The sequence below is a fragment of the Roseiarcus sp. genome (assembly GCF_052145395.1).
Lineage (GTDB): Bacteria > Pseudomonadota > Alphaproteobacteria > Rhizobiales > Beijerinckiaceae > Roseiarcus.
Map to the genome: position 1 here is coordinate 1 of NZ_JBKQOT010000106.1, position 23,227 is coordinate 23,227.

At 67.9% G+C, this 23,227-nt stretch carries 25 protein-coding genes; 15 read left to right on the top strand and 10 right to left on the bottom strand.

Translation table 11 applies throughout. From position 1 onward, the window contains the following. Positions 1-609, bottom strand: a 609-nt coding sequence (locus ACLP25_RS03690; protein ID WP_442467877.1) for a 2-dehydropantoate 2-reductase N-terminal domain-containing protein, incomplete at its 3' end; no start/stop codon positions are given. A 242-nt stretch (positions 610-851) separates the two neighbouring features. Here ACLP25_RS03690 and ACLP25_RS03695 point away from each other — a divergent pair. The 6 genes from ACLP25_RS03695 to ACLP25_RS03720 all read left to right on the top strand — a co-directional run bounded on the left by ACLP25_RS03695 (position 852) and on the right by ACLP25_RS03720 (position 5,186). Next, entirely contained in the window at positions 852-1,544 is a 693-nt protein-coding gene (locus ACLP25_RS03695) for a Tim44/TimA family putative adaptor protein (RefSeq protein ID WP_442467878.1), read from the top strand. Between the two features lie 2 nt (positions 1,545-1,546). Continuing rightward, complete coding sequence (mltA, locus tag ACLP25_RS03700; RefSeq protein ID WP_442467879.1) at positions 1,547-2,653, top strand: murein transglycosylase A; 1,107 nt, start codon at positions 1,547-1,549, stop codon at positions 2,651-2,653. Beyond that, positions 2,650-3,210, top strand: a complete 561-nt coding sequence (locus ACLP25_RS03705) for a Smr/MutS family protein (protein ID WP_442467880.1) — start codon at positions 2,650-2,652, stop codon at positions 3,208-3,210. Before mltA ends, ACLP25_RS03705 begins: the two co-directional genes overlap by 4 nt. 550 nt (positions 3,211-3,760) lie before the next feature. Continuing rightward, positions 3,761-4,273 carry a hypothetical protein gene (locus tag ACLP25_RS03710; RefSeq protein WP_442467881.1) on the top strand — a complete coding sequence of 171 codons (513 nt, stop codon included), beginning with the start codon at positions 3,761-3,763 and terminating at the stop codon, positions 4,271-4,273. Positions 4,274-4,303: 30 nt separating this feature from the next. Next, positions 4,304-4,459, top strand: coding sequence for a hypothetical protein (locus ACLP25_RS03715; protein WP_442467882.1), 156 nt, complete (start codon positions 4,304-4,306; stop codon positions 4,457-4,459). A gap of 37 nt (positions 4,460-4,496) precedes the next feature. Next, complete coding sequence (locus tag ACLP25_RS03720; protein ID WP_442467883.1) at positions 4,497-5,186, top strand: transaldolase family protein; 690 nt, start codon at positions 4,497-4,499, stop codon at positions 5,184-5,186. Positions 5,187-5,307: 121 nt separating this feature from the next. Here the strand turns inward: ACLP25_RS03720 and ACLP25_RS03725 are convergent, their stop codons facing one another. Next, positions 5,308-5,514 carry a MerR family DNA-binding protein gene (locus ACLP25_RS03725; RefSeq protein ID WP_442467901.1) on the bottom strand — a complete coding sequence of 69 codons (207 nt, stop codon included), beginning with the start codon at positions 5,512-5,514 and terminating at the stop codon, positions 5,308-5,310. Then, complete coding sequence (locus ACLP25_RS03730; protein ID WP_442467884.1) at positions 5,511-5,693, bottom strand: MerR family DNA-binding transcriptional regulator; 183 nt, start codon at positions 5,691-5,693, stop codon at positions 5,511-5,513. The genes ACLP25_RS03725 and ACLP25_RS03730 overlap by 4 nt, the downstream gene beginning before the upstream one ends. 71 nt (positions 5,694-5,764) lie before the next feature. On the opposite strand from ACLP25_RS03730, the gene ACLP25_RS03735 reads away from it, so the two are divergent. Then, positions 5,765-6,805, top strand: a complete 1,041-nt coding sequence (locus ACLP25_RS03735; protein WP_442467885.1) for an SDR family oxidoreductase — start codon at positions 5,765-5,767, stop codon at positions 6,803-6,805. A 45-nt stretch (positions 6,806-6,850) separates the two neighbouring features. Here ACLP25_RS03735 and ACLP25_RS03740 read toward each other — a convergent pair whose 3' ends face one another. Continuing rightward, the gene (locus tag ACLP25_RS03740) at positions 6,851-9,442 is read right to left on the bottom strand and encodes a hypothetical protein (RefSeq protein WP_442467886.1); all 2,592 of its coding nucleotides are present in this window, start codon (positions 9,440-9,442) and stop codon (positions 6,851-6,853) included. Positions 9,443-9,706: 264 nt separating this feature from the next. On the opposite strand from ACLP25_RS03740, the gene ACLP25_RS03745 reads away from it, so the two are divergent. Continuing rightward, positions 9,707-10,126: a GlcG/HbpS family heme-binding protein gene (locus tag ACLP25_RS03745; RefSeq protein ID WP_442467887.1), complete on the top strand. Its 420-nt coding sequence runs from the start codon at positions 9,707-9,709 to the stop codon at positions 10,124-10,126. 33 nt (positions 10,127-10,159) lie between these two features. On the opposite strand, the gene ACLP25_RS03750 is transcribed toward ACLP25_RS03745, so the two are convergent. Together ACLP25_RS03750 and ACLP25_RS03755 are read right to left on the bottom strand one after the other, a co-directional pair. Then, entirely contained in the window at positions 10,160-10,552 is a 393-nt protein-coding gene (locus tag ACLP25_RS03750; RefSeq protein ID WP_442467888.1) for a hypothetical protein, read from the bottom strand. 380 nt (positions 10,553-10,932) lie between these two features. Next, positions 10,933-11,661, bottom strand: a complete 729-nt coding sequence (locus ACLP25_RS03755; RefSeq protein WP_442467889.1) for a LuxR C-terminal-related transcriptional regulator — start codon at positions 11,659-11,661, stop codon at positions 10,933-10,935. Between the two features lie 443 nt (positions 11,662-12,104). On the opposite strand from ACLP25_RS03755, the gene ACLP25_RS03760 reads away from it, so the two are divergent. From ACLP25_RS03760 to ACLP25_RS03785, 6 genes are all read left to right on the top strand, one after another. Further along, entirely contained in the window at positions 12,105-13,130 is a 1,026-nt protein-coding gene (locus ACLP25_RS03760; protein ID WP_442467890.1) for an AraC family transcriptional regulator, read from the top strand. A gap of 354 nt (positions 13,131-13,484) precedes the next feature. Beyond that, entirely contained in the window at positions 13,485-15,509 is a 2,025-nt protein-coding gene (locus ACLP25_RS03765; RefSeq protein WP_442467891.1) for an FUSC family protein, read from the top strand. Next, the gene (locus ACLP25_RS03770) at positions 15,506-15,718 is read left to right on the top strand and encodes a DUF1656 domain-containing protein (protein WP_442467892.1); all 213 of its coding nucleotides are present in this window, start codon (positions 15,506-15,508) and stop codon (positions 15,716-15,718) included. Before ACLP25_RS03765 ends, ACLP25_RS03770 begins: the two co-directional genes overlap by 4 nt. Then, positions 15,719-17,092 (top strand): efflux RND transporter periplasmic adaptor subunit, encoded by a 1,374-nt coding sequence (locus ACLP25_RS03775; protein WP_442467893.1) that lies wholly within the window; start codon positions 15,719-15,721, stop codon positions 17,090-17,092. 84 nt (positions 17,093-17,176) lie between these two features. Beyond that, positions 17,177-18,175, top strand: a complete 999-nt coding sequence (locus ACLP25_RS03780; protein WP_442467894.1) for an adenosine kinase — start codon at positions 17,177-17,179, stop codon at positions 18,173-18,175. Between the two features lie 9 nt (positions 18,176-18,184). Further along, complete coding sequence (locus ACLP25_RS03785) at positions 18,185-19,633, top strand: methyltransferase domain-containing protein (protein ID WP_442467895.1); 1,449 nt, start codon at positions 18,185-18,187, stop codon at positions 19,631-19,633. A gap of 217 nt (positions 19,634-19,850) precedes the next feature. Here the strand turns inward: ACLP25_RS03785 and ACLP25_RS03790 are convergent, their stop codons facing one another. The 4 genes from ACLP25_RS03790 to ACLP25_RS03805 all read right to left on the bottom strand — a co-directional run bounded on the left by ACLP25_RS03790 (position 19,851) and on the right by ACLP25_RS03805 (position 22,609). Next, positions 19,851-20,879 (bottom strand): MBL fold metallo-hydrolase, encoded by a 1,029-nt coding sequence (locus tag ACLP25_RS03790; protein WP_442467896.1) that lies wholly within the window; start codon positions 20,877-20,879, stop codon positions 19,851-19,853. Further along, positions 20,876-21,040 carry a hypothetical protein gene (locus tag ACLP25_RS03795; RefSeq protein WP_442467897.1) on the bottom strand — a complete coding sequence of 55 codons (165 nt, stop codon included), beginning with the start codon at positions 21,038-21,040 and terminating at the stop codon, positions 20,876-20,878. Before ACLP25_RS03795 ends, ACLP25_RS03790 begins: the two co-directional genes overlap by 4 nt. A gap of 153 nt (positions 21,041-21,193) precedes the next feature. After that, on the bottom strand, positions 21,194-21,850 hold the full coding sequence (locus ACLP25_RS03800; RefSeq protein ID WP_442467898.1) for a hypothetical protein: 657 nt from the start codon (positions 21,848-21,850) through the stop codon (positions 21,194-21,196). 45 nt (positions 21,851-21,895) lie between these two features. Next, a complete protein-coding gene (locus ACLP25_RS03805) occupies positions 21,896-22,609 on the bottom strand; it encodes a YggS family pyridoxal phosphate-dependent enzyme (RefSeq protein ID WP_442467899.1) in 714 nt (237 codons plus the stop codon). A 204-nt stretch (positions 22,610-22,813) separates the two neighbouring features. Here ACLP25_RS03805 and rpmB point away from each other — a divergent pair, with 204 nt between their 5' ends. Beyond that, positions 22,814-23,122 carry a 50S ribosomal protein L28 gene (gene rpmB, locus ACLP25_RS03810; protein WP_442467900.1) on the top strand — a complete coding sequence of 103 codons (309 nt, stop codon included), beginning with the start codon at positions 22,814-22,816 and terminating at the stop codon, positions 23,120-23,122. The last annotated feature ends 105 nt before the right edge of the window (positions 23,123-23,227 follow it).

Below are 23,227 nucleotides of genomic sequence, written 5' to 3' on the forward strand. Positions count from 1 at the left end.
GCCGCGCCCGGCGGCGACGCCGCAGGCGATCGCCAGCACGTTTTTGGCGGCGCCGCCGATCTCGACGCCCCGGACGTCGGTCGAATGATAGAGCCGCAGGTTCGGGCCGTGCATGAGGCGGCAGAGCGAACGGGCGAGCGCCTCATCTGCGCACGCGAGCGTGACGGCCGTCGGCAATCCGGCTGCGACGTCTGCGGCAAAGGACGGTCCGGACAGGATTGCGACGGCGCGTCCCGGCGCCGCCTGCCGCAGCACTTCGGTCATGAAGGCGTGCGAGCCGCGTTCGATCCCCTTGGCGCAGGTCACCAGCGGCGCCGACCCCGGAATTGCGGCAAGGCGGCCGGCCGCTTCGCGCGTCGCCTGGGCCGGCGTTGCGACCAGGATCGCCCCACACCGCGCGAGCGCGCAGAGATCTGCCGTCGGAAAGACGCGTCCGGAAAGCGGCGCCCCGGGAAGCTTGTCGCTCAATCGCGTCGCCTCGAGGGCGGCCATCCGCTCGGCGTCGCGGCCCCACAGAACGACGGAATTGCCTGCCGCGGCCGCCGCGTTGGCCAGCGCCATGCCCCACGCTCCCGCGCCCGCCACGCCGACAACCCATTCACTGGTCACGCCTGCTCGTCCCGTTTCGCCACATATCTGCGCTCCCACGGAGGGAGCGCGTCTCGCGCTCCGGGAGCGGCGAGACGCCGCCCCTCCGGTTGAAAGGGATGGAGCCATTTGCGCCCCGCACGCAAGGGCAATTGCGGCTGCGCCTAGCCAAAATGCTGTCCAGCGCCTAGGTAGGGGGCGCGCGGTCATGGGGCGCGAGCGAGCCGCAACGAAGCCAGGGCTGTACGAGGACTGATACCCAGATGCCGGACATCGACCTTTCGACGGTCATCTTTGCGCTGGTGGCCCTGTTCGTCGCCTGGAAGCTTCGCTCCGTGCTGGGGACGCGAAACGAAGGAGAGCGGCCGACCGGCGGTTTGCTCGCGCCGCTGCGGCGGGCGCCGGGTCCCCCTGGCGCGACGGTCGCGCCGCCCGAAGCCGCCGGGACCGGCCCCGCGGTCGCGCCGCCGCCCGCAGAGCGGTGGCAGGGATTCGCCGAGCCCGACGCCTGGTCCGGCCTCGACGCCATCGCGGCCGCCGACCAAAACTTTGCGCCGGAGCCGTTTCTGTCGGGCGCACGCGCCGCCTACGACATGGTGATTCACGCCTTCGCCGCCGGCGACCGGGAGACTTTGCGCAGCCTGATGGCGCCGGAGGCGTACGCCAATTTCGACGCGGCGATCGGCGCCCGCGCCGCCCAGCGCCAGACCATGACGACCACCGTCGTCTCGATCGACGACGCCAAGATCGCGGCGGCTCAGCTCACCGGTTCGGCGGCGCAGGTGGTGGTGCGCTTCGCCAGCAAGCTCGCGTCGGTCACGCGCGACAAGGACGGGAACGTCGTCGACGGCTCGGCGACTGAAGTGGCCGACCATCTCGACCTGTGGACCTTCATGCGCGACGTCCGTTCGCGCGACCCCAACTGGCGGCTGACGGCGACCCAGGCGGAACGCTGAGTTTGTCCGGTCCGGCGCGGCCGCGCCTCGAGCCGCGCGCCTACCCAAGTCTGGTGGGGCTTTGGGACGACGACGTGCTCGCCGCGTTCCGCTGTTTTGCGGTCTCCGCCCGCGCGCTGGCGTCGGGCTGCGCAGGGGGGCGCCCCGCCCGGCCGCCATCGGCCGCGCTCATCGCCGCGGCCCGCGCCGCGCTCGCCGAAAGGGTCGAGAGCGCCACAAGAGCGCGCGACTTCTTCGAGACCTGGTTCCGGCCGTTCCGGGTCATCCCGGAGCCCGGCGGGCATGGCTTTTTGACCGGCTATTACGAACCGGTGGTCGCGGGCTCGCGCGTGGAGACCGATGGTTTCCGCTGGCCGCTGCTCGGCCGTCCGGATGATCTCGTCGCCTTCGCCCCGGGCGAGGCGCCGGCCGATTTCCCGAAAGGCGTGAGCGGAGCGCGGCGGCGCGAAGACGGCGCCCTCGTCCCCTGCGACGATCGGGAGACGATCGAGCGAGCGCGCCGGAACCCGATCGTTTGGGTCAGCGACGCGGTCGAGGCGTTCCTCATCCAGGTCCAGGGCTCGGCTGAGGTCGCCTTTCCCGATGGGGCCCGAGCGCGGCTCGCCTACGACGGCCGCAACGGACTGCCCTACACCTCGATCGGCCGCATTCTCATCGAGACGGGCGCGATCCCCGAGAGCGCCATGTCGCTTCAGAGCCTAAAGGCCTGGCTCCGGGCGGCGGGCCTCGGCGAAGGTGAAGCGGGCCTCACGCTCATGCGGCGGAACCGTTCGTTCGTGTTCTTCAGGCTCGTCGAGGCCTTCGACCCTGCGCTCGGCCCGATCGCCGGCGCGGGCGCGCCTCTGACGCCGCTGCGCTCGATCGCCGTCGACCGGACTCTTTGGAGCTACGGCCTGCCCTTCTGGATCGAGGCCGAGCTTCCATGGGCGACCGACGCGCCGACGCCGTTCCGGCGGCTGATGATTGCGCAGGACACCGGCTCGGCGATTGTCGGACCGGCCCGGGCCGACATATTCTTCGGCAGCGGTGACGCGGCGGGCGCGCGCGCCGGGGCGATCCGCCATCGCGGAGACTTCACCGTGCTGCTGCCCGTCGGAGACGAGTTTTGAAGGAGGGTCCGCCGCCCCAGCGCCTGAGGCGCCTCACCGAGGAGGAGATCGCGCTGTGGACCGAAGTCGCGCGCAGCGTCTCGCGGCGCCGCGGCGCGAGCCTGCCGACGGCGGCGAAGGCGCAGGCGTCCAAAACCCCGCCCCCACCGCTTCCCGCCGCCGCGGGCGCGCCCGAGACGAAGCCCGCAAAGCCTCGCGCAATGCCGCTCGCTCCGATCGAGCGGCGGCTGAAGCGCGAACTCGCCCGCGGCCGCGGCGCGATCGACGGCGCGCTCGACCTGCACGGGATGAACCAGGCCGAGGCGCACCAGGCCCTGCGCGGCTTCCTGCGCTATTCCCAGGCGCGCGGGGCGAAGCTCGTCATCGTCGTCACCGGCAAGGGCGGCCCGCTCGGCGAGCCCGCCTTTCATGGCGGGGAGCGCGGGGTGCTCCGCCGCCTTGCCCCGCACTGGCTGCGCGAGCCCGACCTGCGCTCGATCGTGCTCGGCTTCGAGGAGGCCGGCCGCGCCCACGGGGGATCGGGCGCGCTTTACGTCCGCCTGAGGCGCGCGCCCTGAACGTGGCCCGTAATCCCTGTCAGTCCTGGCAGGGACACAACCGTTTCAAGGGCTTGAGTGCGAAAACCTGTCGCAAAGGAACTCCCAAGCCGTTCCTTCCCGCCTCGGTTCCCGGATCACAGCGCTACGCGTCACCCAAGCGCAAGCCGCGCCGACCCCAAGCCGACGCGGCGCCGACCCCAAATCCATGCCAACCTTTTGCAACACTTGCCCATTGCCGTGTCGAGTGTTTTCAACGGTTTGCGACGCTATCGCCAGCACGCGCGAGCGCCTGGCCCTTGGGAGGCCGCTCGCAAAGTTGTCCGAATGGACGCGGGCGAGCGCCCTGCCAGCGCAAGAGGGAGAAGGGATCGTGAGGAGCGTGTTCGGCCATCTCTGAACCCTGGCATGATTTCTGGTTTTCGGAAAGCACTTGTTTCAGAGATTGAGAAGCAGGTCTTCGCCTCATGGAGCGAGCCGAGCCGACGCGAAACTGTCATGCTTCCCCTCCAGCATGCTTCCCCTCCAGTCTGAACGAATGGCCCATGACAGGATGGCAAGGGAGGCGCGCATGGCGGCGAAAACCGATTTCACCCCGGACGAATGGAAGCTCCTGCTGCAGAGCCCGCTCGTCGCCGGAATCGCTGTCTCCGCCGGAGACCCGAGCGGCCTCATCGGCATGATGAAGGAGAGCATGGCGAGCGCGCGGGCGCTTCTGACCGCGGCGTCCGACCCGAACGCCGACGCGCTGGTGAAAGCGGCGGCGAGCGACTTCGAGACCTCCGAAGGCCGCGGCCTCGCCCAGGACGGCGTCAAGGCGGCGATCGCCGGCGCGAGCAAGCCGGCCGAGATCGTCGCCAGGGCGCTCGACTCCCTGAAGGCGGTCGCGGCCCTGCTGGACGCCAAGGGCGGGACGGACGCCGTTCCGTTCAAGATCTGGCTCGCCAGCGTCGCCAAATCGGTCGCCGAAGCCGCGCCCGAAGGCGGTTTCCTCGGCTTCGGCGGCACGCAGGTCAGCGCAGCGGAAAAGGCGACGGTCGCCGAGATCGCCGCCGCGCTCGGCGTCCCGGCGCCGGCCGTGTAATTTCGCGCTTTCCCCCGCAGGGAAACGCTGGTGGGCGGGGTCGATAACCCGCCGCGGTGCGGGCGCCGGCTGCACCTTGCAAGGCGCATGGACTCGGTCGCCGCCGGCGCATGCGCTTTCGACGCAGGGGTCAAGGGGGTCGCCGGCGCGCCTTACGCGCTGGCCATGATGCGCCTTTCGGCGTAGGAAGACCGAGCGTCCACGCGCCAATAAGAGTCCCCAAATGTCCTCGTCCGTTCGCTCCTCGCCCGTCCCGGGCTTGAGATTTCTGCTCGATTCGGCCGATCGCGCCGCGTGGGCCGAATGGCTGCCGTTGGGTTGCTTCCATGGCGTGACGACCAATCCGGTGCTGCTGCAGGCGGCAGGCGTCCCGTGCACGGTTTCGTCGCTGGCGTCGCTCGCGCGCCAGGCGATCGATCTCGGCGCCGGGGAAGTCCACACTCAAACCTGGGGACGAACGCGAGACCTGTATGTCGAGCACGGTCGCGCCCTGGCGGCGATCGACCCCAAGATCGTCGTCAAGGTTCCGACCACCATCGAAGGCGCCGCCGCAGCGGCGACGCTCCGCCGCGAGGGCGTGCGGCTCACCATGACGGCGGTCTACACGGCCGCGCAGGCGCTGGTCGCGAGCGCTCTCGGCGCCGAATACGCCGCGCCCTATCTGGGGCGCATGAACGACGCCGGACACGACGGCTTCGGCGAGATCGCGACCATGGCGCGGACCGCGCGCGCGCAAGGCTCGTCCATGCGAATCCTGGTCGCCTCCCTGCGTGATCCGGGCGACGTGGTCCGCCTCGCCGCCGAAGGTCTCGACACTTTTACGTTCGCTCCGAAGCTGGTCGCGGGATTCTTCGCCGACCGGGACGCCGCGCAGGCGGTCGAGGCGTTCGAGACGGCCGCCGAGTGGCGCTGAACGCACAGTCCGCCCTCATCCGGCGCTTGGGGCCGCCTTCTCCCGATCGGAGAAGGGATCATCGGCGTTCAGGTCGAGTCACGCAGTTCATCGCCCCCGCCGCCGGCGGCTTTTGTGGTGCTCAATCGCCCAGTTCCTTGAGCAGCTTCACAATCTGACGCCGCCGGGCGCGTACGTCTTTCATGTGCTGATCGATGGTCTCCAGTTTACTTCGCAACGCTTTGACCATCGCCGCCCGCGACGGAAAATCGGGCGCCGCCTCGGTGAGGCCGGCGCGAATTTCACCCAGCGAAAAACCCAGTCGTTGGGCGTCATCGATTAGGCTCAGCCTTTCACAGCTGTGTCCGGATACTCCCGATAGCCATTCTCCCCCCGGATCGGCTTGGGAAGCACCTCGTGCTTTTCGTAAAAGCGAATGCGCGAGGTCGAGATCCCCGTCCTTCTCGACAGCTCCCCGATGCGCATCGAAATCCCCTTGACCTTAAACCTAGGTTGAAGGTGTAGCATCGTTTCACCGGTGGGGAACCTTTCGAGCGCGGGTCCTGATTGGATCCGCCTCGAACATGGAGAACTGGAATATGGCGCGCGTTTTGGTCACCGGAGGCACGGGGTTCGTCGGCGCCCATTGTTTGGTCCAGCTGCTGGCGGCGGGGCATGACACGCGCGCCACGGTCCGCGACCTCACGCGCGAAAGCGAATTGCGCGCCCTGTTGCGTCAGGGGGGCGCCGGCGAGGTCGGCGGGCGTCTGACCCTCATCTGCGCCGATCTGAACGCGGATGCGGGTTGGGCCGAAGCGGCGGCCGGTTGCGAAACTGTGCTCCATGTCGCTTCGCCCTATCCGAGCACAGCCCCAAAGGATGAGAATGAGCTGATCGCGCCGGCCCGGGACGGGGCGCTGCGCGTGTTGCGGGCCGCGCGCGACGCCGGCGTCAAGCGCGTGGTGCTGACCTCGTCCTTCGCTGCGATCGGGTATGGCGTCAAGGGCGGGAGGACCGCCGCGTTTACCGAAGAGGATTGGACGGACCTGAGCGATCCGAGCCTGCAAGCCTATGCGAAATCGAAGACGATCGCCGAACGGGCGGCTTGGGATTTCGTCGCACGCGAGGGAGGCGGGCTGGAACTGGCCGTGGTCAATCCGGTCGGCGTTCTCGGGCCTGTCCTGGGGCCGGACCTATCGACCTCGATCCTGCTGGTGAAGCGTCTCTTGGACGGCGCGGCACCGGGCTGCCCCGATATCTGGTTCGGCGCGGTCGATGTGCGTGACGTCGCCGATCTGCACCTCAGGGCCATGGCCGACCCGGCCGCACGCGGCGAACGGTTTCTCGCCACCGGCGGGGATTTCGTCAGCGTTCTCGAGATCGCCCAGATGCTCAAGGACGGCGCCGGCGACGCCGCCCGCAGGGTTCCGACGCGCCGTTTGCCCTACTGGCTTATGCGCGTGGTCGCGCTGTTTGATCCCGCGGTCAGACAGGTGCTGCCGGAGCTTGGCAAGCACAAGAACGCGTCCAGTGAAAAGGCGCGTCGCCTGCTGGGATGGGCGCCGAGAAGCCCGAGGGACGCGGTTCTCGCCACGGCCAAAAGTCTGTCGGAGCTTGGGTTGCTGAAGCGGGCTCGCTGATATGGGTTTGCGCCCCTTGGCTCCGCCGCCTGACGAGACGCTGTCCTATCGCGCGGCCTGATACGCTTCGCAGCGGTCCGGGCCGCCGGGCTGCGAGGGTTCGGCCGCGACCGTCGGGTCGGTCGGATCGCGCCGCTTGACGGGGCAGCGCTGCGAAAGCCGGTTCATCAGATCGGCCAGGGTCTGCCGGTTGCGCTTGTCGCATACCTGAGCGTTCAGTTCCGCCTGCACCGACTGCGAGAGCCACCAACTCATCGAGACTTCGTTCATCCGGTCGATCCCAGGGCGCCAGGTCTTCGCCAGCGCCGCGCATTCGGCGGCGAGCGTCGCGCCCCCGCTCGCGCCGAAATCCGGGTTCTGGAACATCCCGAACACGAAGTAGCTCGACCCGACCTGTGACCCGTCGGTCGGCGTGACGTCTTCGTTGAGCAGCCAGAGGTCGCGCTGGACGTCGGCGGCGACTTCGGCGCCGTGACCGTCGCGGGTTTCGGTGAGCGCCGTGACCGGCGTGACGACGACGCCGAACGCGCGCTCGAGACCGGCCGGCTCGGCCGCGGCCGTTTCCGGCGTGCTCGCCCCGCGCGGCGGGAGACCGGTCGGGGGCGGCGCCCGCGATATGGGCTTGGGCGGCGGCGGATCGGCGGGGTCGGGTTTCGGGCCGTTCTGAACCCACAGCACGATCGGGACGACGCCGAAGCGGCGCACTTCGCGCGCGACGTCCATCGCGGTCGACAGGCCAGAGTTCTCGAAATAACCCCCGTCGACCACGCGGTCGCCGACATCGTCCTCGCCTTCAGCGCGGAGAATTCCCGCCGGCGAAATGATGGGAAAGCGCGCCGACAGCATCGCTGCGGTCGACAGCCTGAGGTCCGGACCGGCGCGCGCCAATGGAACGTCCGCCGTCCCGTCATGCGCGGCGGCGCAGGACTGGCCGACGATCTTGTCCTTGGCGCACGGTTTCGCCAGCATCTCGAGAACGTCGAAGGCCGCCGGATAAATCGAGAACCGTCCAAACGCATTGCCGGGGTTGCCGCCCGGCGGCAGAGGCGCGGCGCGGGTCGAGACGAGATCGGAGGCGATGATCCGGGTTCCGCTGTCGACCGAGGTGCCGTTCAGGAGCAGGAGCGGCAGCCACCCGCTGGCGTGCAGCGTCTTTTCCTCGACGAAGCCGAACCGGCCGCGCAAGCCCGAGGGCTTCTCCTCCGGCGGAACGAGGTCCTGCACGACCTGTTCCCAGAGCGCGGGAATCTCGCCCTTCACGACATGATCGTAGTGCCGCTCCCACGCGCGCTCGACCAGCGCTGCGCGGTCGTCGGCGAACAGCAGCGAGCCGCCTTCGGGGCTCGGCGGCGAGAAGTTGTCGCGAAAGGCAAGCCCGACGAAGGCGGGCGTGAGATAGTCGCCCGCGACGAGCGCCTGCAGGCAGGCGCGCCAGGTTTTCCGCACCGACGCGGCGTCCGTTCCGAACCAATTGTCCGTCGGCCGCTGACACGGCGGCGGCCCCTGCCCGCGGGTCAGGGAATCCGCAAGCGCCGTGCGGATCGTCGCGGCGCCGAAGGACCCGCCGGAGACGCCCGAAATGGCGAAAATGCGCCGGGCCGGGGCGATGGCGCGGTCGCCTGCGTCCGGCAAGCCGGCCGCTTTGTCGATGAGCTCTCCAATCGCCGTCGCGGCGGCGAAGGCGGCGCGGCTCGCTCCGCCTTCGGCTGCGACGATGACGGCGGGCGGACAGCCCATGGGATCGCAATTCACCGCCTTCCACGCGCGGACGGCGTCGCCGATGTCGATCTGCCGCTCGGCGTCATCGGCCGGATGCGCAGGCAGGGTCCGGACGTCGTTGAAGTGGTGGTTGAAGCCGGTGATTGTCAACGCCGCGACCACAACGAAGGTCAAAACCGGCAGGGAAACTTTGTGGCCGAACCAGGCGAGAAAGGTTCCGACAAAGACGAACCCGCCGAACAGGACCGGCACGATCGCCGCGCGCGGCGCGACATCGGCCGGGAGGAACGGCCACCCCACCGCGGCTGCAAAGAAGGCGGTGACCACCACGAAATAGACGAGCGCGAGCGCGTTCGACGCCGTCGCCGACATCCGGCTCGTCAAGATACGCCGGCGCCACAGGAAGAACAGGAAGATCAGGGCGACCGCAACGTCCATGACCGCAAGCGCGACGATCTGCCGGGCGGCCTCCTGCGACGGCTGAAGGGCCGGCGTCCGGGCGACGACCTTCCAGGCGTTCCAGAGTCCGGCGAGGACGGCGATAAAGGGAACCATCGCCAGAATGCGGGGGATCCAATCGATCCAGCCCTTCAACGCGGTCTTGACCTCCCGGCGCCGCGCCTCGTCGATCTCGGGGCGGACGCGGCCGGAAAACATCCACGCGTCGGACGACAGCAGCCGCCGCGCGGCGTAATGGACGGGAAACGCCCAGAGGAAGACGAGATAGAAGAAGAATAAGGCCCAGAACAGCCACGCTTCCCAATTGCCCGGCAACGCGCCGAAAGCCACGTCGGCGAACAGATCGCGCGCCTGCTCGGAGAAGAGGTACAGGAGCAGGCCGCCAAAGGCGCTGAGGAGGCTCACCCGGCACGCAAACAGGATCCTGACGATCCACAGCGCGGCGCCGCCAAGTCCCATGGACCGCTCCCGACTTCCGCATCGCGCCGCGAGCGAGGCGTCTCTTCGTCGCGCGGAGTCCGAAGCCCGCCGCGCTGCGGCTGATCTCTGATGCTCCCGGCGGATACGCGTGTCAACAGCGCGTCCGCGAGGCGCCGGGACGGCGCCGGTTTCCGCGGCCACGGCCGCGACCGCTCTCATCGCCCTTGGGAACACCCTCGCTTTCGCGGTAAGGAAGGGACCGCCGTCCCTTGGGCGGCGCGAGACCCGAAAGGACGACGAACTATGGGGCTGAAACTCGAAGAGGCGCAGGCGATCGTGGCGGCGGCGCTGAAATACGCGCGGGCGAAAGGCCTGAAGCCGATGGGATTCGTCGTCCTCGACGAGCGGGGCGCGCTGCGCGCGGCGGCCGCGGAGGACGGAACGAGCCTCGCGCGCTGGAAGGTCGCCTACGGCAAGGCCAACGGCGCGCTCAGCATGGGCGTCAGTTCGCGCAAGCTCAACGACATGGCGGTCGAACGGCCGCATTTCATCGCCTCGCTCGCGAGCGTCTTCGGCGAAGGCCTCGTCCCGGTTCCCGGCGGCGTGCCGATCCTCGACGACGCCGGCGCGATCGTCGGGGCGGCCGGCGCCTCGGGCGACACGTCGGACAACGACGAGGCGGCGCTTGTCGCCGCGATCGCGGAGGCCGGACTCAAGAGCTAGCGGTCGAAATCCGACGTGGCGCAGCCGAGGCGATCACGCCAAGAAGGCCACCGTCGTCACCCAAAGCCCCGCGGCCAGCACGGCGACCATCCAGACCGGAAAGAAACGTTCGAAGCCGATGGCCTTGTAAGCGGCGGCGATTGACGCCGCCGGAACCAGCAAGAGCGTCACGCCCTTCAGAAGCGCGGCCCAGCCGACGAGTGTGACGACGACGGGCAGCGCGCCGCCGCTCCAGACCTGGTGGCCGAGCACGACCGCAAGACCGGCGGCGGTGGCGACCATTCCGGAGAACAGCATCCACGGCCCGCTCTGCGCCATCTCGTCGAGCGTCGCCAGCGTCCGGCGTCGGTTGGCGAGCATCCCGCCCGAGATCGCGACGAGATAGAGGCCGAGGAGCCTGCCGAGATAGATCGTTACCGCAGACATCGAGCGACGTCCTTTCCGTGGCCACGACGAGCAGCGACCTCGTCGCCTTCAAGATGGGTCCCCGGCGAGACATTGGCGATCTCGCGCCCGCTTGTCGGATCGGAGCCCGACATATCGGTGTGGCGCAATAGCCCGCCTCCAGTCCAAGTCAGATATGAGCGTTCGGCGACAAGTTTCGGTTTAACCAATGCGACTGCGCCACAATGGGCTCCGTTCGAGATCTCTCAACGGAAACGGGCTACGCAAAAAAAAACCGCCACCGCGGCGGGGCCCTTTGTGGTCGGCGAACAGCCCCGCCCGCTCTCGTTTCTGGGTCGCCTTCTCCGCCGATTGGTCGGTCGATGCGGGGCCGGCGGCGAGCGGCCCATCGGCGAGGCGGTTTACGTCCTCATCGCCACGTCGGTGCGGTTCTTCGCTTTCAATTTCTTCATGACATTGCGCACGTGGACCTTCACCGTGCTCTCACACATATTGAGTTCGTAGGCGATGACCTTATTCGACTTGCCTTCCTTTATCGCTCTCACGACCGAGTGTTCGCGGCCTGTGAGAAAGCCGACAGTTTGGACCGCCTTCTGCGGCAGGAGTCCAATCGGATCTGCCGCTAAAAGGTGGTCCGTTGGGATATACGTCCCGCCGACCAGAACAAAACGGATCGCCTGAACCGCGATGTCAAATCCCATCGTGAGCGGAATGTATCCCTTCGCGCCATGACGTATGGCGGCGCGGACGAGATCGACGTCGTTCGTAGAAGCGAGAGCAACAACCGGGCGGCGTGAGACACCTTCCGACAGGTCCTTCAGCGCGTTTGCCCACGTGTCGCTGCTGACCTCTATCAAGGACAGGATGACCAGAGCAGCCGAGGCGCCGCAAGGATGCTCCCCGAGTTCCGACAATGACGAAAACGTGACGACCGGAGCCGAGAACGCCGATTGCAAGCTGCGCCCAATGCATTCCCGCAAGAACGGACGGCTTTCGACCAGCGCAATGGTGCGGTCGTTTTCTGCATCCGTGCTCGTGCCGGTACGATCGGCGCTAACGCCCGGTTTCTCCAGCCGGGGTGTCGAAGGCCGCATCTCTGGCTGCCCCTCGATGGTAGATCCGTGATCCATCAAATTTCCCCGTACCGCGAGGCGCATTCGCCAGCAGGCGGAACCGCCGCGTCCTCGTAAACCAACAATAAGTATCGATGTCCCGCTCGAACCCCGCCTTGCCGGCGGCATTGCGTTACGCAATTTGCCTTAGAAGGCTAATGAATACGTTTGTTCATGTTCTGATCTCCTCATATGTGCGGATTACTTAGCGGAGAACTTTGGATTACGTATAGGGGTTAAGCTAGCGAGGTCAGGTCGGAAGGGTGTCAAGAGCACGCAATAAAAAGACCCGCAGACCGCTACAGTCTGCGAGCGTTCGAGCCCGGTGGTATGAAGAGGCCACGGTTTGGCGCGTCGTCAACCGCCAAGCATGCTATACGCAGGCCGGGGGTTGGGCGTCTTGCTATTTCGAGCCAATCGGTTGTTAGATTGGGCCAAGCTTTCGCAGTGGGAGCGTGGAGGTGACCGAGGAAGGGATTGGACAGGCGCTGCCAACCGCAACAGGCTTTGGCGCTCGGCTCGCAATCGCAGTCCTCAAAAAGCACAATGTTGCTCCGGCGCCGATACTCGGGCGCGCCGGTGTCTCCGAGCAAGACTTTGATAGTCGACAGCGACGGATTTCGGCTGCGTCGGAGAGCAAGTGTCTTGAATATGCAGCGGAGGCGATGGACGACAGCGCTTTCGGACTTCACCTCGCCGAAGAAGCAAATCCACGCGAGGCGGGCTTGCCCTTCTATATCGCGTCCGCCGCGAACGACATTGGCGAGGCGCTGGCGCTTTTCGCGCGTTACAGCCGGATCGTCAACGAAGCGATGCGCATCAAGCTCGTACGTGCGCCAGACGGCGTCGTTGCCGAGATCACCTTCGGCGACCATTCTCTACACGGTGCGAAGCAAGTTACCGAATTTGCCACTGCCGTCATACTGAAGGGGGTGCGAGAAGTCGCGGGTCGGAATATCCGTCCAATGCACGTCAGTTTCGCACACGGAAGAAACTCTGACTTGCGGGCGTTCGAGCGGTACTTCCGTTGCCCAGTCGAGTTTGGCGCATCGCGCGATCAACTCGCGTTCTCGAATGAGACCCTGGCTCTCCCGCTCGTCACAGCAGATCCGCGCTTGCTTGAGACGCTTCGGCCCATTTGCGATGCGGCCGCAAAAGAGCGCAACACGGCGATCGGGTCGCTACGAGCGGCAGTCGAGAAAGAGACGCAAAAGCTGCTGCCTCACGGTAAGGCAAAGAGACACAGCGTCGCCAGGTCATTAGGCCTCAGCGAGCGAACGCTCACGCGAAAACTGGCGGACGAGGGGACAACTTATGAGCAGATTTCGGATCAGTTGCGGCAAAGCCTCGCGCTCCAATACATAAAGGAACAAAGCGTATCGCTTTCGCAAATCGCGTGGCTCCTCGGCTATGAGGGGCCGGCTTCTTTCAATCGTGCTTTCAGGCGGTGGACGGGCCGCTCGCCGTCAGTAGCGCGAAAAGAGTAACTGCCTCCAGCATCAGTCTGAGGACCACTGTCGAACTGGGGCATGCCCCCGGCCTCATGACCGCTATTTTCGCACTTCCGCCGCTCGGAGGGACGCCAATCGGTAGATTGTGAACCCGAGCGGTTGAAATCCGCCGTCGGCGTGTGGGCCTGACCGGCGCCGGGCCCGGCTCGTTTTCCGAAAATCTCCAGGGACGTCGTCCAGATTCGACCGTCGGCGCTCCGTCGACGGGCCGTGGTGTGGAGCGATCTCTCCGTCGCGCTCTGATATGGAAACGCTGCGAGACCAATCGGCCAAAGTCGAACGGATCGCGAGTTTCTGGTAACGCTGGGTCTCGACTAGCGGGAGAGGCGGATGAGCGACGCGCGATCGATCGCCGAGGCCGGCCTGACGACGGCTTTCGACCGCCTTTCGGCGAGGGCGGTCGGGCCGCTTTTGTTCGCCCTGCGGCTCTGGACGTCGGTCTGCCTTGCCCTCTACGTCGCCTTCGCCTTGCAGCTGAGCGAGCCGTCATGGGCCGGGACGACGGCCGCGCTGGTCTGCCAGCCGCAGCTTGGCGCATCCCTGCGCAAAGGCTCATTCCGTTTGATCGGAACGGCCGTCGGCGGACTGGCGATCGTGCTCATCGCCGCCGCTTTCCCGCAAAGCCGCGTCGGGTTCCTGACGGGCCTCGCCGTGTGGAGCGCGGCCTGCGGCTTCGCTGGCGCGGTGCTCAAGAACTTCGCCGCTTATGGCGCGGGTCTCGCCGGCTTCACCGCCGCGGTGATCGCCAGCGACGTCTTCGGCCCGACGGGCGGCGCGAGCCCCGCGGTCGTGACGTTCGCGATTTTCCGCGTCGTCGAGATCGCAGTGGGTATTGTCAGCGCTGGCGTCGTGCTGGCGCTCACCGACCTCGGCGGCGCGCGGCGCCGGCTCGGCGCCGCCTTCGCGTCCGTCGCCGCTTCCGCGCTGTCCGGCTTCACCGGCGCGGTCTTCGCCGACGACCCGATGGAGCCGTCCTCCCGCGAGACGCGCCGCGAGGCGATGCGGCAAGTGATCGCGCTCGACCCGATGATCGACACGGCAATGGGCGAGGCCTCGGATCTGCGCTACCGCTCCCGCATCCTGCAAGCCGCCGTGCACGGACTGATCGACACGATCTCGGCTTGGCGGACGCTGTCGGTGCATCTGGGGCGCCTTCCCGCCGCGGAGCGCGAGCATGACGCCGGCGCGGTGATCCCGATCCTGCGCGACCTGTCGGCGACGCCGGAGGGAGGCCTAACCGACCCTGCGGCGCTGCGCGACGCCTGCGCTGCGGCGGCGCGGGCCGCCGCGCGAACCGCGCCGGATTCGCCGTCGTCGCAATTGCTGGCGGACGCCGCCGCCTCGGGCCTCGTCGGAATGGCGCGCGCGCTCAATGGACTGACCCTGATCGCCGACCCGGGACGGACGCGGCGCGAAGATGCGCTCGCAGCGCTTCATGTGGTCGACTGGCTGCCGCCCGCGATCGTCGCCGCAAGGGTCTTCCTGACCGTCGCGCTCGTTTCGGCGTTCTGGATCGCGACCGCGTGGCCGAGCGGACCGCTCGCCCTCACCTTTGCGATCGTCGCCGCCGTCCTCTTCCCGCTGCAGGGCGATCGGGCCTCCTCGGCCGCCATGATCTTCCTGTTCGGCTGCGCATTGAGCGCCGTCCTTGCCGCGACGCTGATGTTCGGAGTCCTGCCCGCCGTCTCCACATTCCCCGAACTCAGCGTCGCGCTGGGGCTCGCCTTCGTTCCGCTTGGCGTCATGATCGCCTGGCCGTGGCAGCCGATGTTCTTCAGCGCCGCCGCGTTCAACCTGATCCCGTTCTTGTCGCTGAACAACGTGACGACGTACGACGCGGGGCAGTTCTACAATAATGTTCTCGCGATCCTTTCGGGCATCGCGGCCGGCCTCGTCCTGATCCGGCTCCTTCCGCCGCCGTCTCCGGCGCTTCGCGCCCGCCGACTCGTCCGCTTCACGCTCGCCGATGTGAGGACTCTGGCTTGCGGACGCGGGACGCGCTCGATGGGCCGGTGGGTCGACCGCATGTTCGCCCGGATCGTCGCGCTTCCCGACGAGGCGGCGCCGATCGAGCGCGCCTATATGGCGTCGGCGCTCGCGGTCGGCGCGCGGATCATCCGGCTGCGATGCGTCGCGCCCCGTTTCGCGTCCGAAGCCGCGATCGAGGCGGCTTTCCGTCCGCTCGCCGAAGGGCGCATGCCGGCTGCGCTCGCGGGTCTCGCGGCGCTCGATCGCGAGTTGACGCATGCGGAGCCGGAAGCGAGAATCGTCCGGCGGCTGCGCGCGGCCGCCCTCGCCATCTCCGAGGAATTGCAGACGTTTCCCGAGTTTTTCGAGCAGCGAGGCCGAGGATGAGCTTCCGCGAGGTCGACCTTTTTGGAATTTATGTCGCGCCCGCCGCGCCGATTCTCGTCGTCGCCGCCCTTGCCTTTGTAATCCTTCGTCGCGCGACCGGCGGCCTCGGCCTCCTGCGGCGCGTCTGGCATCCGGCCCTGTTCGAATTCGCCGTCTATGTCATCCTCGCCTCCAGCCTCACGCTTTTCCTCGCGCATCGGGGCGGCTGAATGGCCAGCATCGACCAGGACGCGGCGGTCGCCGCGCGCACCACGCCCAAAGAGAAAAGCCGGCCGCGCACGGGCGCATGGGCGGGGGCCGCGCTTCGCTTCTTCGCCACGTTCGCCGTGGCCGCGGTCGCGGCGGCGCTCGGCTGGTACGCCTGGCGGGCCTATATGGCGACGCCCTGGACGCGTGACGGAACGGTGCGCGCCTACGTCGTCACCATCGCCCCCCAGGTCGCCGGACAGATCGTCGATTTGCCCGTGCGCGACAACGCGTTCGTCCACAAAGGCGATCTCCTGATGCAGATCGACCCCGCGAGCTACGCGATCGCGGTGCGGCAGGCGGAGGCGGGCGTCTCGCAGGCGAAGGCCGTGGCGCAGAACGCCGAAGCCGAGTGGGCCCGGCGTCAGAAGTTGAACGATCTCGCGGTGACGCTCGAGGAACAGCAGGTCTACGCCAGCAAATCGCTCAGCGCCAACGCGCAATACCAGCTTGCGCTCGCGGATCTCGACAACGCGCGCCTCAATCTTCAGCGCACGCGGATCGTTTCGCCGGCGAACGGCTATGTCACCAACCTGCAGGCGCGCGTTGGCGACTACGCCAATGTCGGACAGCGCCAGGTCTCCGTGATCGACGCGGACTCCTACTGGGTGGACGCCTATTTCGAGGAGACCTTCCTCGAGTCGATCCATGACGGCGACGCAGCCTCGGTCAAGCTCATGGGTTATCCCCAGGTCCTGCAAGGTTACGTCCAGGGCGTCGCGCGCGGCATCAGCGTGCCGAACGCCGCGTCGTCCTCCTCGGGGCTCGCGACGGTCAATCCGATCTTCACCTTCGTTCGGCTCGCCCAGCGCGTGCCGGTCCGCATCCACCTCGAATCCGTCCCGAGCGATGTCCGGCTCGTCGCCGGCATGACCGCGACGGTCGAGATCGGCCCCGGCGCCGCGCGGAAGGTCGAGGGCGCGGATCCGATGTCAGCGAAGAATCCGGTCGCCGCCGTTCCATCCGCAGCCGCGGCCAAGATGGAGGCGCCGCCGTCGGCGGGCGTCGCGCCGCCGCTCGGTCCGGTCGAGACCGGCGCCGCCGCCATCCTGCCGCCCTTGTTGATCGCGGGAAGCGCGACCAGCGGCGCAGGCGCCCCGCCGCCAACAGTCCCGGCCCCGCGGGCCGACGCCCCGGCGCCCCCGCCACCGGCGGCAGCCAGGTCCGCGCCGCAGGAATCGCCGGCCGACGCGGCGAGAGACGAGGCCAGCGAAGTCGCCTCCGACGAGGCGTTCGACCGCACGCTGAACATCACCGGGCCGGTCGAGCCGCAAAGCCACGCGCCACGAACGCTGCGGCGCCGCGGGCGGGGCTGGCGTCAACACGAGCGTCCGTGAGCCGATCGAAGCTTCGGGGATCCCCGATTGACCGCGCCTTTCGGCAATGCGAAAGCCCGGCGGCGGATTTTTTGAGAGCGGGCGATGATGAAATCGATCGAGGTTCTTGGCTTGGGCAACTCGCTGGTCGACATTCTCGCCCACGCCGACGATGCCTATCTCGACGCGCATGAGATGGTGAAGGGCGCTATGACGCTCATCGACGAGGATCGCGCCGAGCAGCTCTACGCCGCCCGCGTCGATCCGATCGTCGTCTCCGGCGGCTCGGCGGCCAACACCATCGTCGGCGTGGAGTCGCTTGGCGTGTCGGCCGCCTATATCGGCAAGGTCAAGCGCGATCCGCTCGGGCAGACATTCATCGCCGACATCCGTTCGACCGGGGTCGCGTTCGACACCCATCCGGCCGTTCACGGGCCAGCGACCGGGCGGTGCTTCGTCTATGTCACGCCGGACGGCGAGCGCACGATGAACACCTACCTGGGCGCGAGCACGTATCTCGCGCCGCCGGACGTGGACGAGGACCTCGTGCGGTCGGCGAAGGTCGTGTACCTCGAAGGCTACATGTGGGACCGCCCGGCGGCGAAATCCGCCTTCCAGAAGGCGGGCGCGGTCGCCCATGCGGCCGGGCGCCGCGTCGCGCTGACGTTGTCGGATTCGTTCTGCGTGGACCGCTTCCGCGGCGAGTTCATCGACCTCATGCGCTCGAAGACGGTCGACACGATCTTCGCCAACACGGATGAACTGCTGTCGCTGTACGAGACGCCGCATTTCGACGAGGGGCTCGATGCGCTCCGCGCCGAGGGCGTGCTCGGAATCGTCACCCGCTCCGAGAAGGGCTGCGTCGTGGTCGAAGGCGAGAACACCTGGGAGGCGCCCGCCTTCCCGATCGAAAGGCTCGTCGACACGACCGGGGCCGGCGACATGTTCGCGGCCGGGTTCCTCGCCGGCCTCGCCCGCGGCTGCGACATGACGACCTGCGGCCGCCTCGGCGCGCTCGCCGCCGCCGAGATCATCCAGCACCTCGGCGCGCGGCCGCACGCGCCGCTGAAGGCGCTTGCGGCGGAGCACGGCCTCTCGCTCTAAGGCCCTCGCGTGACCAACGCCACCATTCGCTACCCGAGCCAAGTCTATGGTCAGACCCATCCCGCCGCGATCGGGGCGCTTGCGGCCTTGCTCGGTCGGAAGGTCCCGCCATTCGGCGCGTCGCGCGTCCTGGAGATCGGATGCGGCGAGGGCGTCAACCTCATGGCCATGGCGATCGCCGCCCCCGGCGCCGAGTTCGTCGGAGTCGACATCGACGGGCCGGCGATTGCCAACGCGCGCGCGACGGCGGCGCAATGCGGCGCCGGCAATGCCGCCTTTCACGCCCTCGACCTCTCCGATATCGGCGGCGCCTTCGGCGACTTCGACTTCATCATCGCCCATGGCGTCTACGCATGGACGCCCGACGCTGTCCGTACCGCGCTGATGCGCGCCATCGGCGAACGTCTTACGCCTCACGGGCTCGCCTTCGTCAGCTTCAACGCGCTGCCCGGCGCCCGCCTCAGGCAAGCCGTTCGCGACATGCTCGTCACGGTGACGGACGGCGCCGACGACCCGGCCGAAAGGCTGGAAATCGCGCGCGCGTTCCTCGCCGAGCAGATCGAGTCGTGGTCGGATACAGATGCCGACGAAAGCGCGTTGAAGAGCGTGGCGAAGGGGATTCTTCGCAAGGCGCCCGAGGTGCTTTTCCACGACGAGCTCGCTCCGGGCTATGCGCCCGAAATGCTGAGCCAGGTTATCGCTCGCGCGCGGCCGTTCGGCCTCGCCTACCTCTGTGACGCCGAGCCGAACGTCAGCGCCGAGGCGTTCTTCCCGACCGAGCCGTTCGCCTCGCTGCGCGCGCGATCCGGCGGCGACTGGGGCCGATTCGAGCAGCTCGCCGATTTCCGGAACCTGCGCCCGTTCCGGAATGCGATCTTCGCGCGCGGCGGCGCGCCGGACCCGCGCCGCGAGGCCGCCCGTTTGCGCGGCCTCTGGGCCTCAGCGGACCTGAGGATCGAGAACGCCGACCCCAATGCGCCGGAGGGAGCGCTGTTCGTCTCGAGCGGCGGAGCGAAGCTCCGCACCAACAACCCGGCGCTCGCCGGCTTGTTGACCCGGCTTTCCGAGACCTTCCCGCTCGCCCTCCCGCTCGACGCGGCGCTGGAACTGGACGCGCTCGCCGATCATCTCTACCAGCTGTTCGTCACCCACGTGGTCCGCCTCGCCACGGTCCCGCAGCCGTTCGTCGACCGGCCCGGCGACCGCCCGAAGGCGAACGCGCTCGCCCGCGTTCAGGCGGGGCGCGGCGAAATGCAGCTCGCGACATTGCGGCACGCGATGATCCGCATCGATGAGCCGAGGATGCTCGCGTTCGTCCCGCTGATCGACGGGAGCCGGACGCGCGTCGAGCTCGTCCAGGAATTCGCCCGGCTGTTCGCCATCGCCCAGAACGAGGCCGAATGGCGGCTGGACGAGTCGCTTGCTGAACTCGGCCGGCGCGGGCTGATGGTGGAATAGCGCTCGTCCGTCGCAGCCATCCGAAGCCAGCCGCCTTCCGAGCGGCATGGCCGCGACGCGGCGGGATCCGCCGAGGCTTCGGCTCAGCGGTCCGCCTTGAGGAACAACGCGCCGTTTGCCGGGATCGTCAGCGAGGGCCGTGAGCGCATTTCCCGTGTGCAGGTCGACCCCGACGGCCCGCGGCGCCCCGGTGCGGAAGGTCGCCCCGCCTTGGGCGTCAGCGCCGTTCGCCGCCCGCCTTCGTCCACGCCGCCATGCCGCCCTCGATGTGGCGCGCCGAGGTCAGGCCCTTGTCCTGCGCGGCCTGAACGGCCATCGCTGAACGCTCACCGAAAGCGCAGTAGAACAGGATCGTCTTGCCGCTCATCGCCAGCTCGTGGATCAGGCCGCCCTTGTCGATGTTGTCCATGAGGTCGGCGTAGGGCGCGTGCAGCGACCCGGGAATGGCGCCTTTCCGCTCGCGCTCGCCCTTCTCGCGCAGATCGATCAGGGCGACGCCGGCGCGCCCGATCAGGGCCTTCGCCTCCTCGGCTGAAAACGCCCAGCCGCGCCGGGCGACCTCCTCCTGATGCAGCCCCTGATGGATGTTGGCGGGCACCGCCACGTCCATCATCTTCGGGTTCGGCAGATTGAGCGAAGCCATCAGCGCCGCATATTCGTCGGCGTCGCGCGCCTTGAGGCGCGGATTGAAGCGCTTCTCCTCGGCGATGGTGCTGACCGTATCGCCCTTGTAGTCGTGCCCGGGGTAGACGAGCGTCTCTTCCGGCAGCCTGAGAAGCCGTTGCAGGCTCTCCCACTGCGCGCGCGCGTCGCCGTTCTGGAAGTCAGTGCGCCCGGTGCCCCGGATTAGCAGCGTGTCTCCGGTGAAGACGCGGTCGCCTGCGACAAAGCTGTAGGAGTCGTCGGTATGGCCCGGGGTGTAGAGGACATCGAGGCTCAGGCCCTCGATCGTCAGCCGGTCGCCTTCGGCGATCCGCATCGAGACGACGTCGACCTTGCTCTCGTCGCCCATGACGGTCACGCAATGGGTCCGGTCGCGCAGCGCCCCAAGCCCGGTGATGTGGTCGGCGTGCAGGTGGGTGTCGACCGCCTTGACGAGTTTGAGGTCGAGCTCCTCCATCAGCTTCAAATACCGGTCGACCTTTTCGAGCACGGGATCGATGATGAGGGCCTCGCCGCCGCGACGGCTCGCCAGCACATAGCTGTAAGTGCTGGAAACGCTGTCGAACAATTGGCGGAAGATCATGCCGCCCCCTCCCGGCTCTCCGGCGGCGGCGACATCACGAGTTCGAGTTTCGCGCGGGCCAGACTTCGAGCGTAATCATTCGCCTTCCCCGGCAGGCCGCTCTTGGTGACAATGCACATGTCGAGTCGGCCGACGTCGCAAAGGCGCAGCGCATCCAGCATCTTCCGGTCGCCCGATTTTATGCCTGCCCAAAGGGCCAAAAGGGGTCAACGAGACAATTCCGCATTGTAACCGATAGCCGCGAGCCGCGCAGCCGTCCGCTCGACACCCTCGGATCGACATCCTTGGATCGACATCCGCAGCCGCGACAGCGGTCACTTCTTGCTGGCGTTGCGGTCCAGCAGGAATTTCTTGAAGTCTCCCATCGAGGCGAACTTGAATGCGCCTTCGTCGGTCTCCGCCTCGATCGTGCCGTCGGAGAAGATCATGTAGTTCGCGCCGCCGGAGGTGTAGCGGCCAATCAGGGTCGGCGGGGCCTCGGGCGTCTCGATCGCCCGTTCGATCTCGTCGAGAGTCGGCAGGCGCCCGGCGCGGTTTTCGTTGACCGTCTCGTCGGCCGCGCCCTCAGCGTCCTCGGTCTCGCCTTGCGCCTCCGTCGAGGGCTTCTCGGCCGTCGCCTCCAGCTCCGCTTCCGGCTCGAGTTCCTGCGCCGGCTCGGTTTCGATTTCCGCGGCTTCCGGCTCGGCGTCCTCGAAGTGCGGCGGAAGCGCGGCAGGCTCCTCGACCGGAACGGGCGGCGCGGCTGCGATTGCCGCGGCGGCAGCCTGCTCGCGCAACGCCCGGGTCAGCCGGCCGACGCGAACGATGAGGACGCCGAGGGCGAAGACGACGATCGCCCCGACGACTCCGACCGCGCCGGCGAAGGCGTAGAGCAAGCCCGGGGCCGTCGGAACCAGGTCGAGGCTCATGTAGCCGCTGGCCGCGCCGGCGGCCAGGAGGACGAGGCTGAGGATGAAAACGAGAACCGCCATGAAATCCCTTTGACTCCTGCGATGAGGCCGAACCCGCGCGTCGTCCTAGCGCAGCGCGCGCGCGCCGAAAATGGCGCTGCCGACCCTGACGGCCGTCGCGCCGAGCTGCACAGCGAGCGGCCAGTCCGCGCTCATGCCCATCGACAGCTCCGTGAGACCGTTGCGCTTCGCAATAACGCTGAGCAGGGCGAAATGAGGCGAGGCCTGCTCGCCAACCGGGGGAATCGCCATCAGCCCCTCGATCGTCAGATTGTACGTGTCGCGGCAGAGCGCGAGAAAGGCGTCGGCGTCCTCGGGCAAAACGCCCGCCTTCTGCGGCTCGGCGCCGGTGTTGATCTCGACATAGAGGCGCGGATGCTTGCCGAGCAGCTGGGTCTCGTGGGCGAGGCTCGCGGCGATCTTCTCCCGGTCGACCGTCTCGATGACGTCGAAATTCTCCACCGCCTCGCGCGCCTTGTTGCTCTGCAGCGGCCCGATGAGGTGCAACTCGATCGTCTTGCCGAGACCCGCGGCGCGGGCGCGCAGGTCGCGCCATTTCGGGATCGCCTCCTGCACTCGGTTCTCGCCGAACACGGTCTGTCCGCCGACGGCGATCGTCGGCCAGATCTCGTCGGCGGAGAAGGTTTTTGAGACCGCGACGAGCTTGACGTCTTCCGGCGCGCGGCCGCAGTCGCGGGCGCGCTGGGCGATCGCCGCGCGCAGCGCCTCGAGATGCTCGACCGCGTGGAGCGGGTCGGCGGGGTGGACGAGATCGGTCAAGGTCGTCTCCCATGTCACGGCGCTTGCCGCGCCTTGCCAGATGTTTGCTCGATCGACAACTTGACGCGGAAAATCCCTTCCCCTATAGACCCGCGACCCAATAAGCCAGGGCCGGATCGACCGGCGGGACGCTTCCTGACCGAGGCGGCCCGTTTTTCGTTTGTCCGGGCCTCGTGTCCCATTTCTCTGCGAAGGATCCGCGCGATGTCACGCCGCTGCGAGCTGACCGGCAAGGCCGTTCAGTACGGCAACAAGGTCAGCCACTCCAACCGCAAGACGCGCACCCGCTTCTTGCCGAACCTCGTGCAGGTCACGCTCCTATCCGAAACGCTGGAGCGCGCCGTGCGCCTGCGCGTCAGCGCGGCGGCGCTTCGCTCTGTCGAGCACCGCGGCGGACTCGACAACTTCCTCGTCAAGGCCCGCGACGCGGAGCTGTCCGAAGGCGCCCTGAACCTCAAGCGGGAGGTCGAGAAGAAGCGCGCCGAGGCTGCGCCCGAAGCCAAGGCGGCGTAACCCGCCTCGGGGCGGTCCAAAAGAGAAAGCCGCCCCGATCATGAGCGCGCGGTGTAGCCGCGGGACAAGTTCCCTTGCCCGGTCGTAACCGCCGACGTCAGCTCA

Bases quoted from the DNA above. Each gene is read 5' to 3' on its own strand.
- ACLP25_RS03695 (WP_442467878.1), top strand. From the start codon at position 852: ATGCCGGACATCGACCTTTCGACGGTCATCTTTGCGCTGGTGGCCCTG.
- ACLP25_RS03710 (WP_442467881.1), top strand. From the start codon at position 3,761: ATGGCGGCGAAAACCGATTTCACCCCGGACGAATGGAAGCTCCTGCTG.
- ACLP25_RS03720 (WP_442467883.1), top strand. From the start codon at position 4,497: ATGTCCTCGTCCGTTCGCTCCTCGCCCGTCCCGGGCTTGAGATTTCTG.
- ACLP25_RS03730 (WP_442467884.1), bottom strand. From the start codon at position 5,693: ATGCTACACCTTCAACCTAGGTTTAAGGTCAAGGGGATTTCGATGCGC.
- ACLP25_RS03735 (WP_442467885.1), top strand. From the start codon at position 5,765: ATGGCGCGCGTTTTGGTCACCGGAGGCACGGGGTTCGTCGGCGCCCAT.
- ACLP25_RS03740 (WP_442467886.1), bottom strand. From the start codon at position 9,442: ATGGGACTTGGCGGCGCCGCGCTGTGGATCGTCAGGATCCTGTTTGCG.
- ACLP25_RS03745 (WP_442467887.1), top strand. From the start codon at position 9,707: ATGGGGCTGAAACTCGAAGAGGCGCAGGCGATCGTGGCGGCGGCGCTG.
- ACLP25_RS03750 (WP_442467888.1), bottom strand. From the start codon at position 10,552: ATGTCTGCGGTAACGATCTATCTCGGCAGGCTCCTCGGCCTCTATCTC.
- ACLP25_RS03755 (WP_442467889.1), bottom strand. From the start codon at position 11,661: ATGGATCACGGATCTACCATCGAGGGGCAGCCAGAGATGCGGCCTTCG.
- ACLP25_RS03765 (WP_442467891.1), top strand. From the start codon at position 13,485: ATGAGCGACGCGCGATCGATCGCCGAGGCCGGCCTGACGACGGCTTTC.
- ACLP25_RS03770 (WP_442467892.1), top strand. From the start codon at position 15,506: ATGAGCTTCCGCGAGGTCGACCTTTTTGGAATTTATGTCGCGCCCGCC.
- ACLP25_RS03775 (WP_442467893.1), top strand. From the start codon at position 15,719: ATGGCCAGCATCGACCAGGACGCGGCGGTCGCCGCGCGCACCACGCCC.
- ACLP25_RS03780 (WP_442467894.1), top strand. From the start codon at position 17,177: ATGATGAAATCGATCGAGGTTCTTGGCTTGGGCAACTCGCTGGTCGAC.
- ACLP25_RS03790 (WP_442467896.1), bottom strand. From the start codon at position 20,879: ATGATCTTCCGCCAATTGTTCGACAGCGTTTCCAGCACTTACAGCTAT.
- ACLP25_RS03795 (WP_442467897.1), bottom strand. From the start codon at position 21,040: ATGCTGGATGCGCTGCGCCTTTGCGACGTCGGCCGACTCGACATGTGC.
- ACLP25_RS03800 (WP_442467898.1), bottom strand. From the start codon at position 21,850: ATGGCGGTTCTCGTTTTCATCCTCAGCCTCGTCCTCCTGGCCGCCGGC.
- rpmB (WP_442467900.1), top strand. From the start codon at position 22,814: ATGTCACGCCGCTGCGAGCTGACCGGCAAGGCCGTTCAGTACGGCAAC.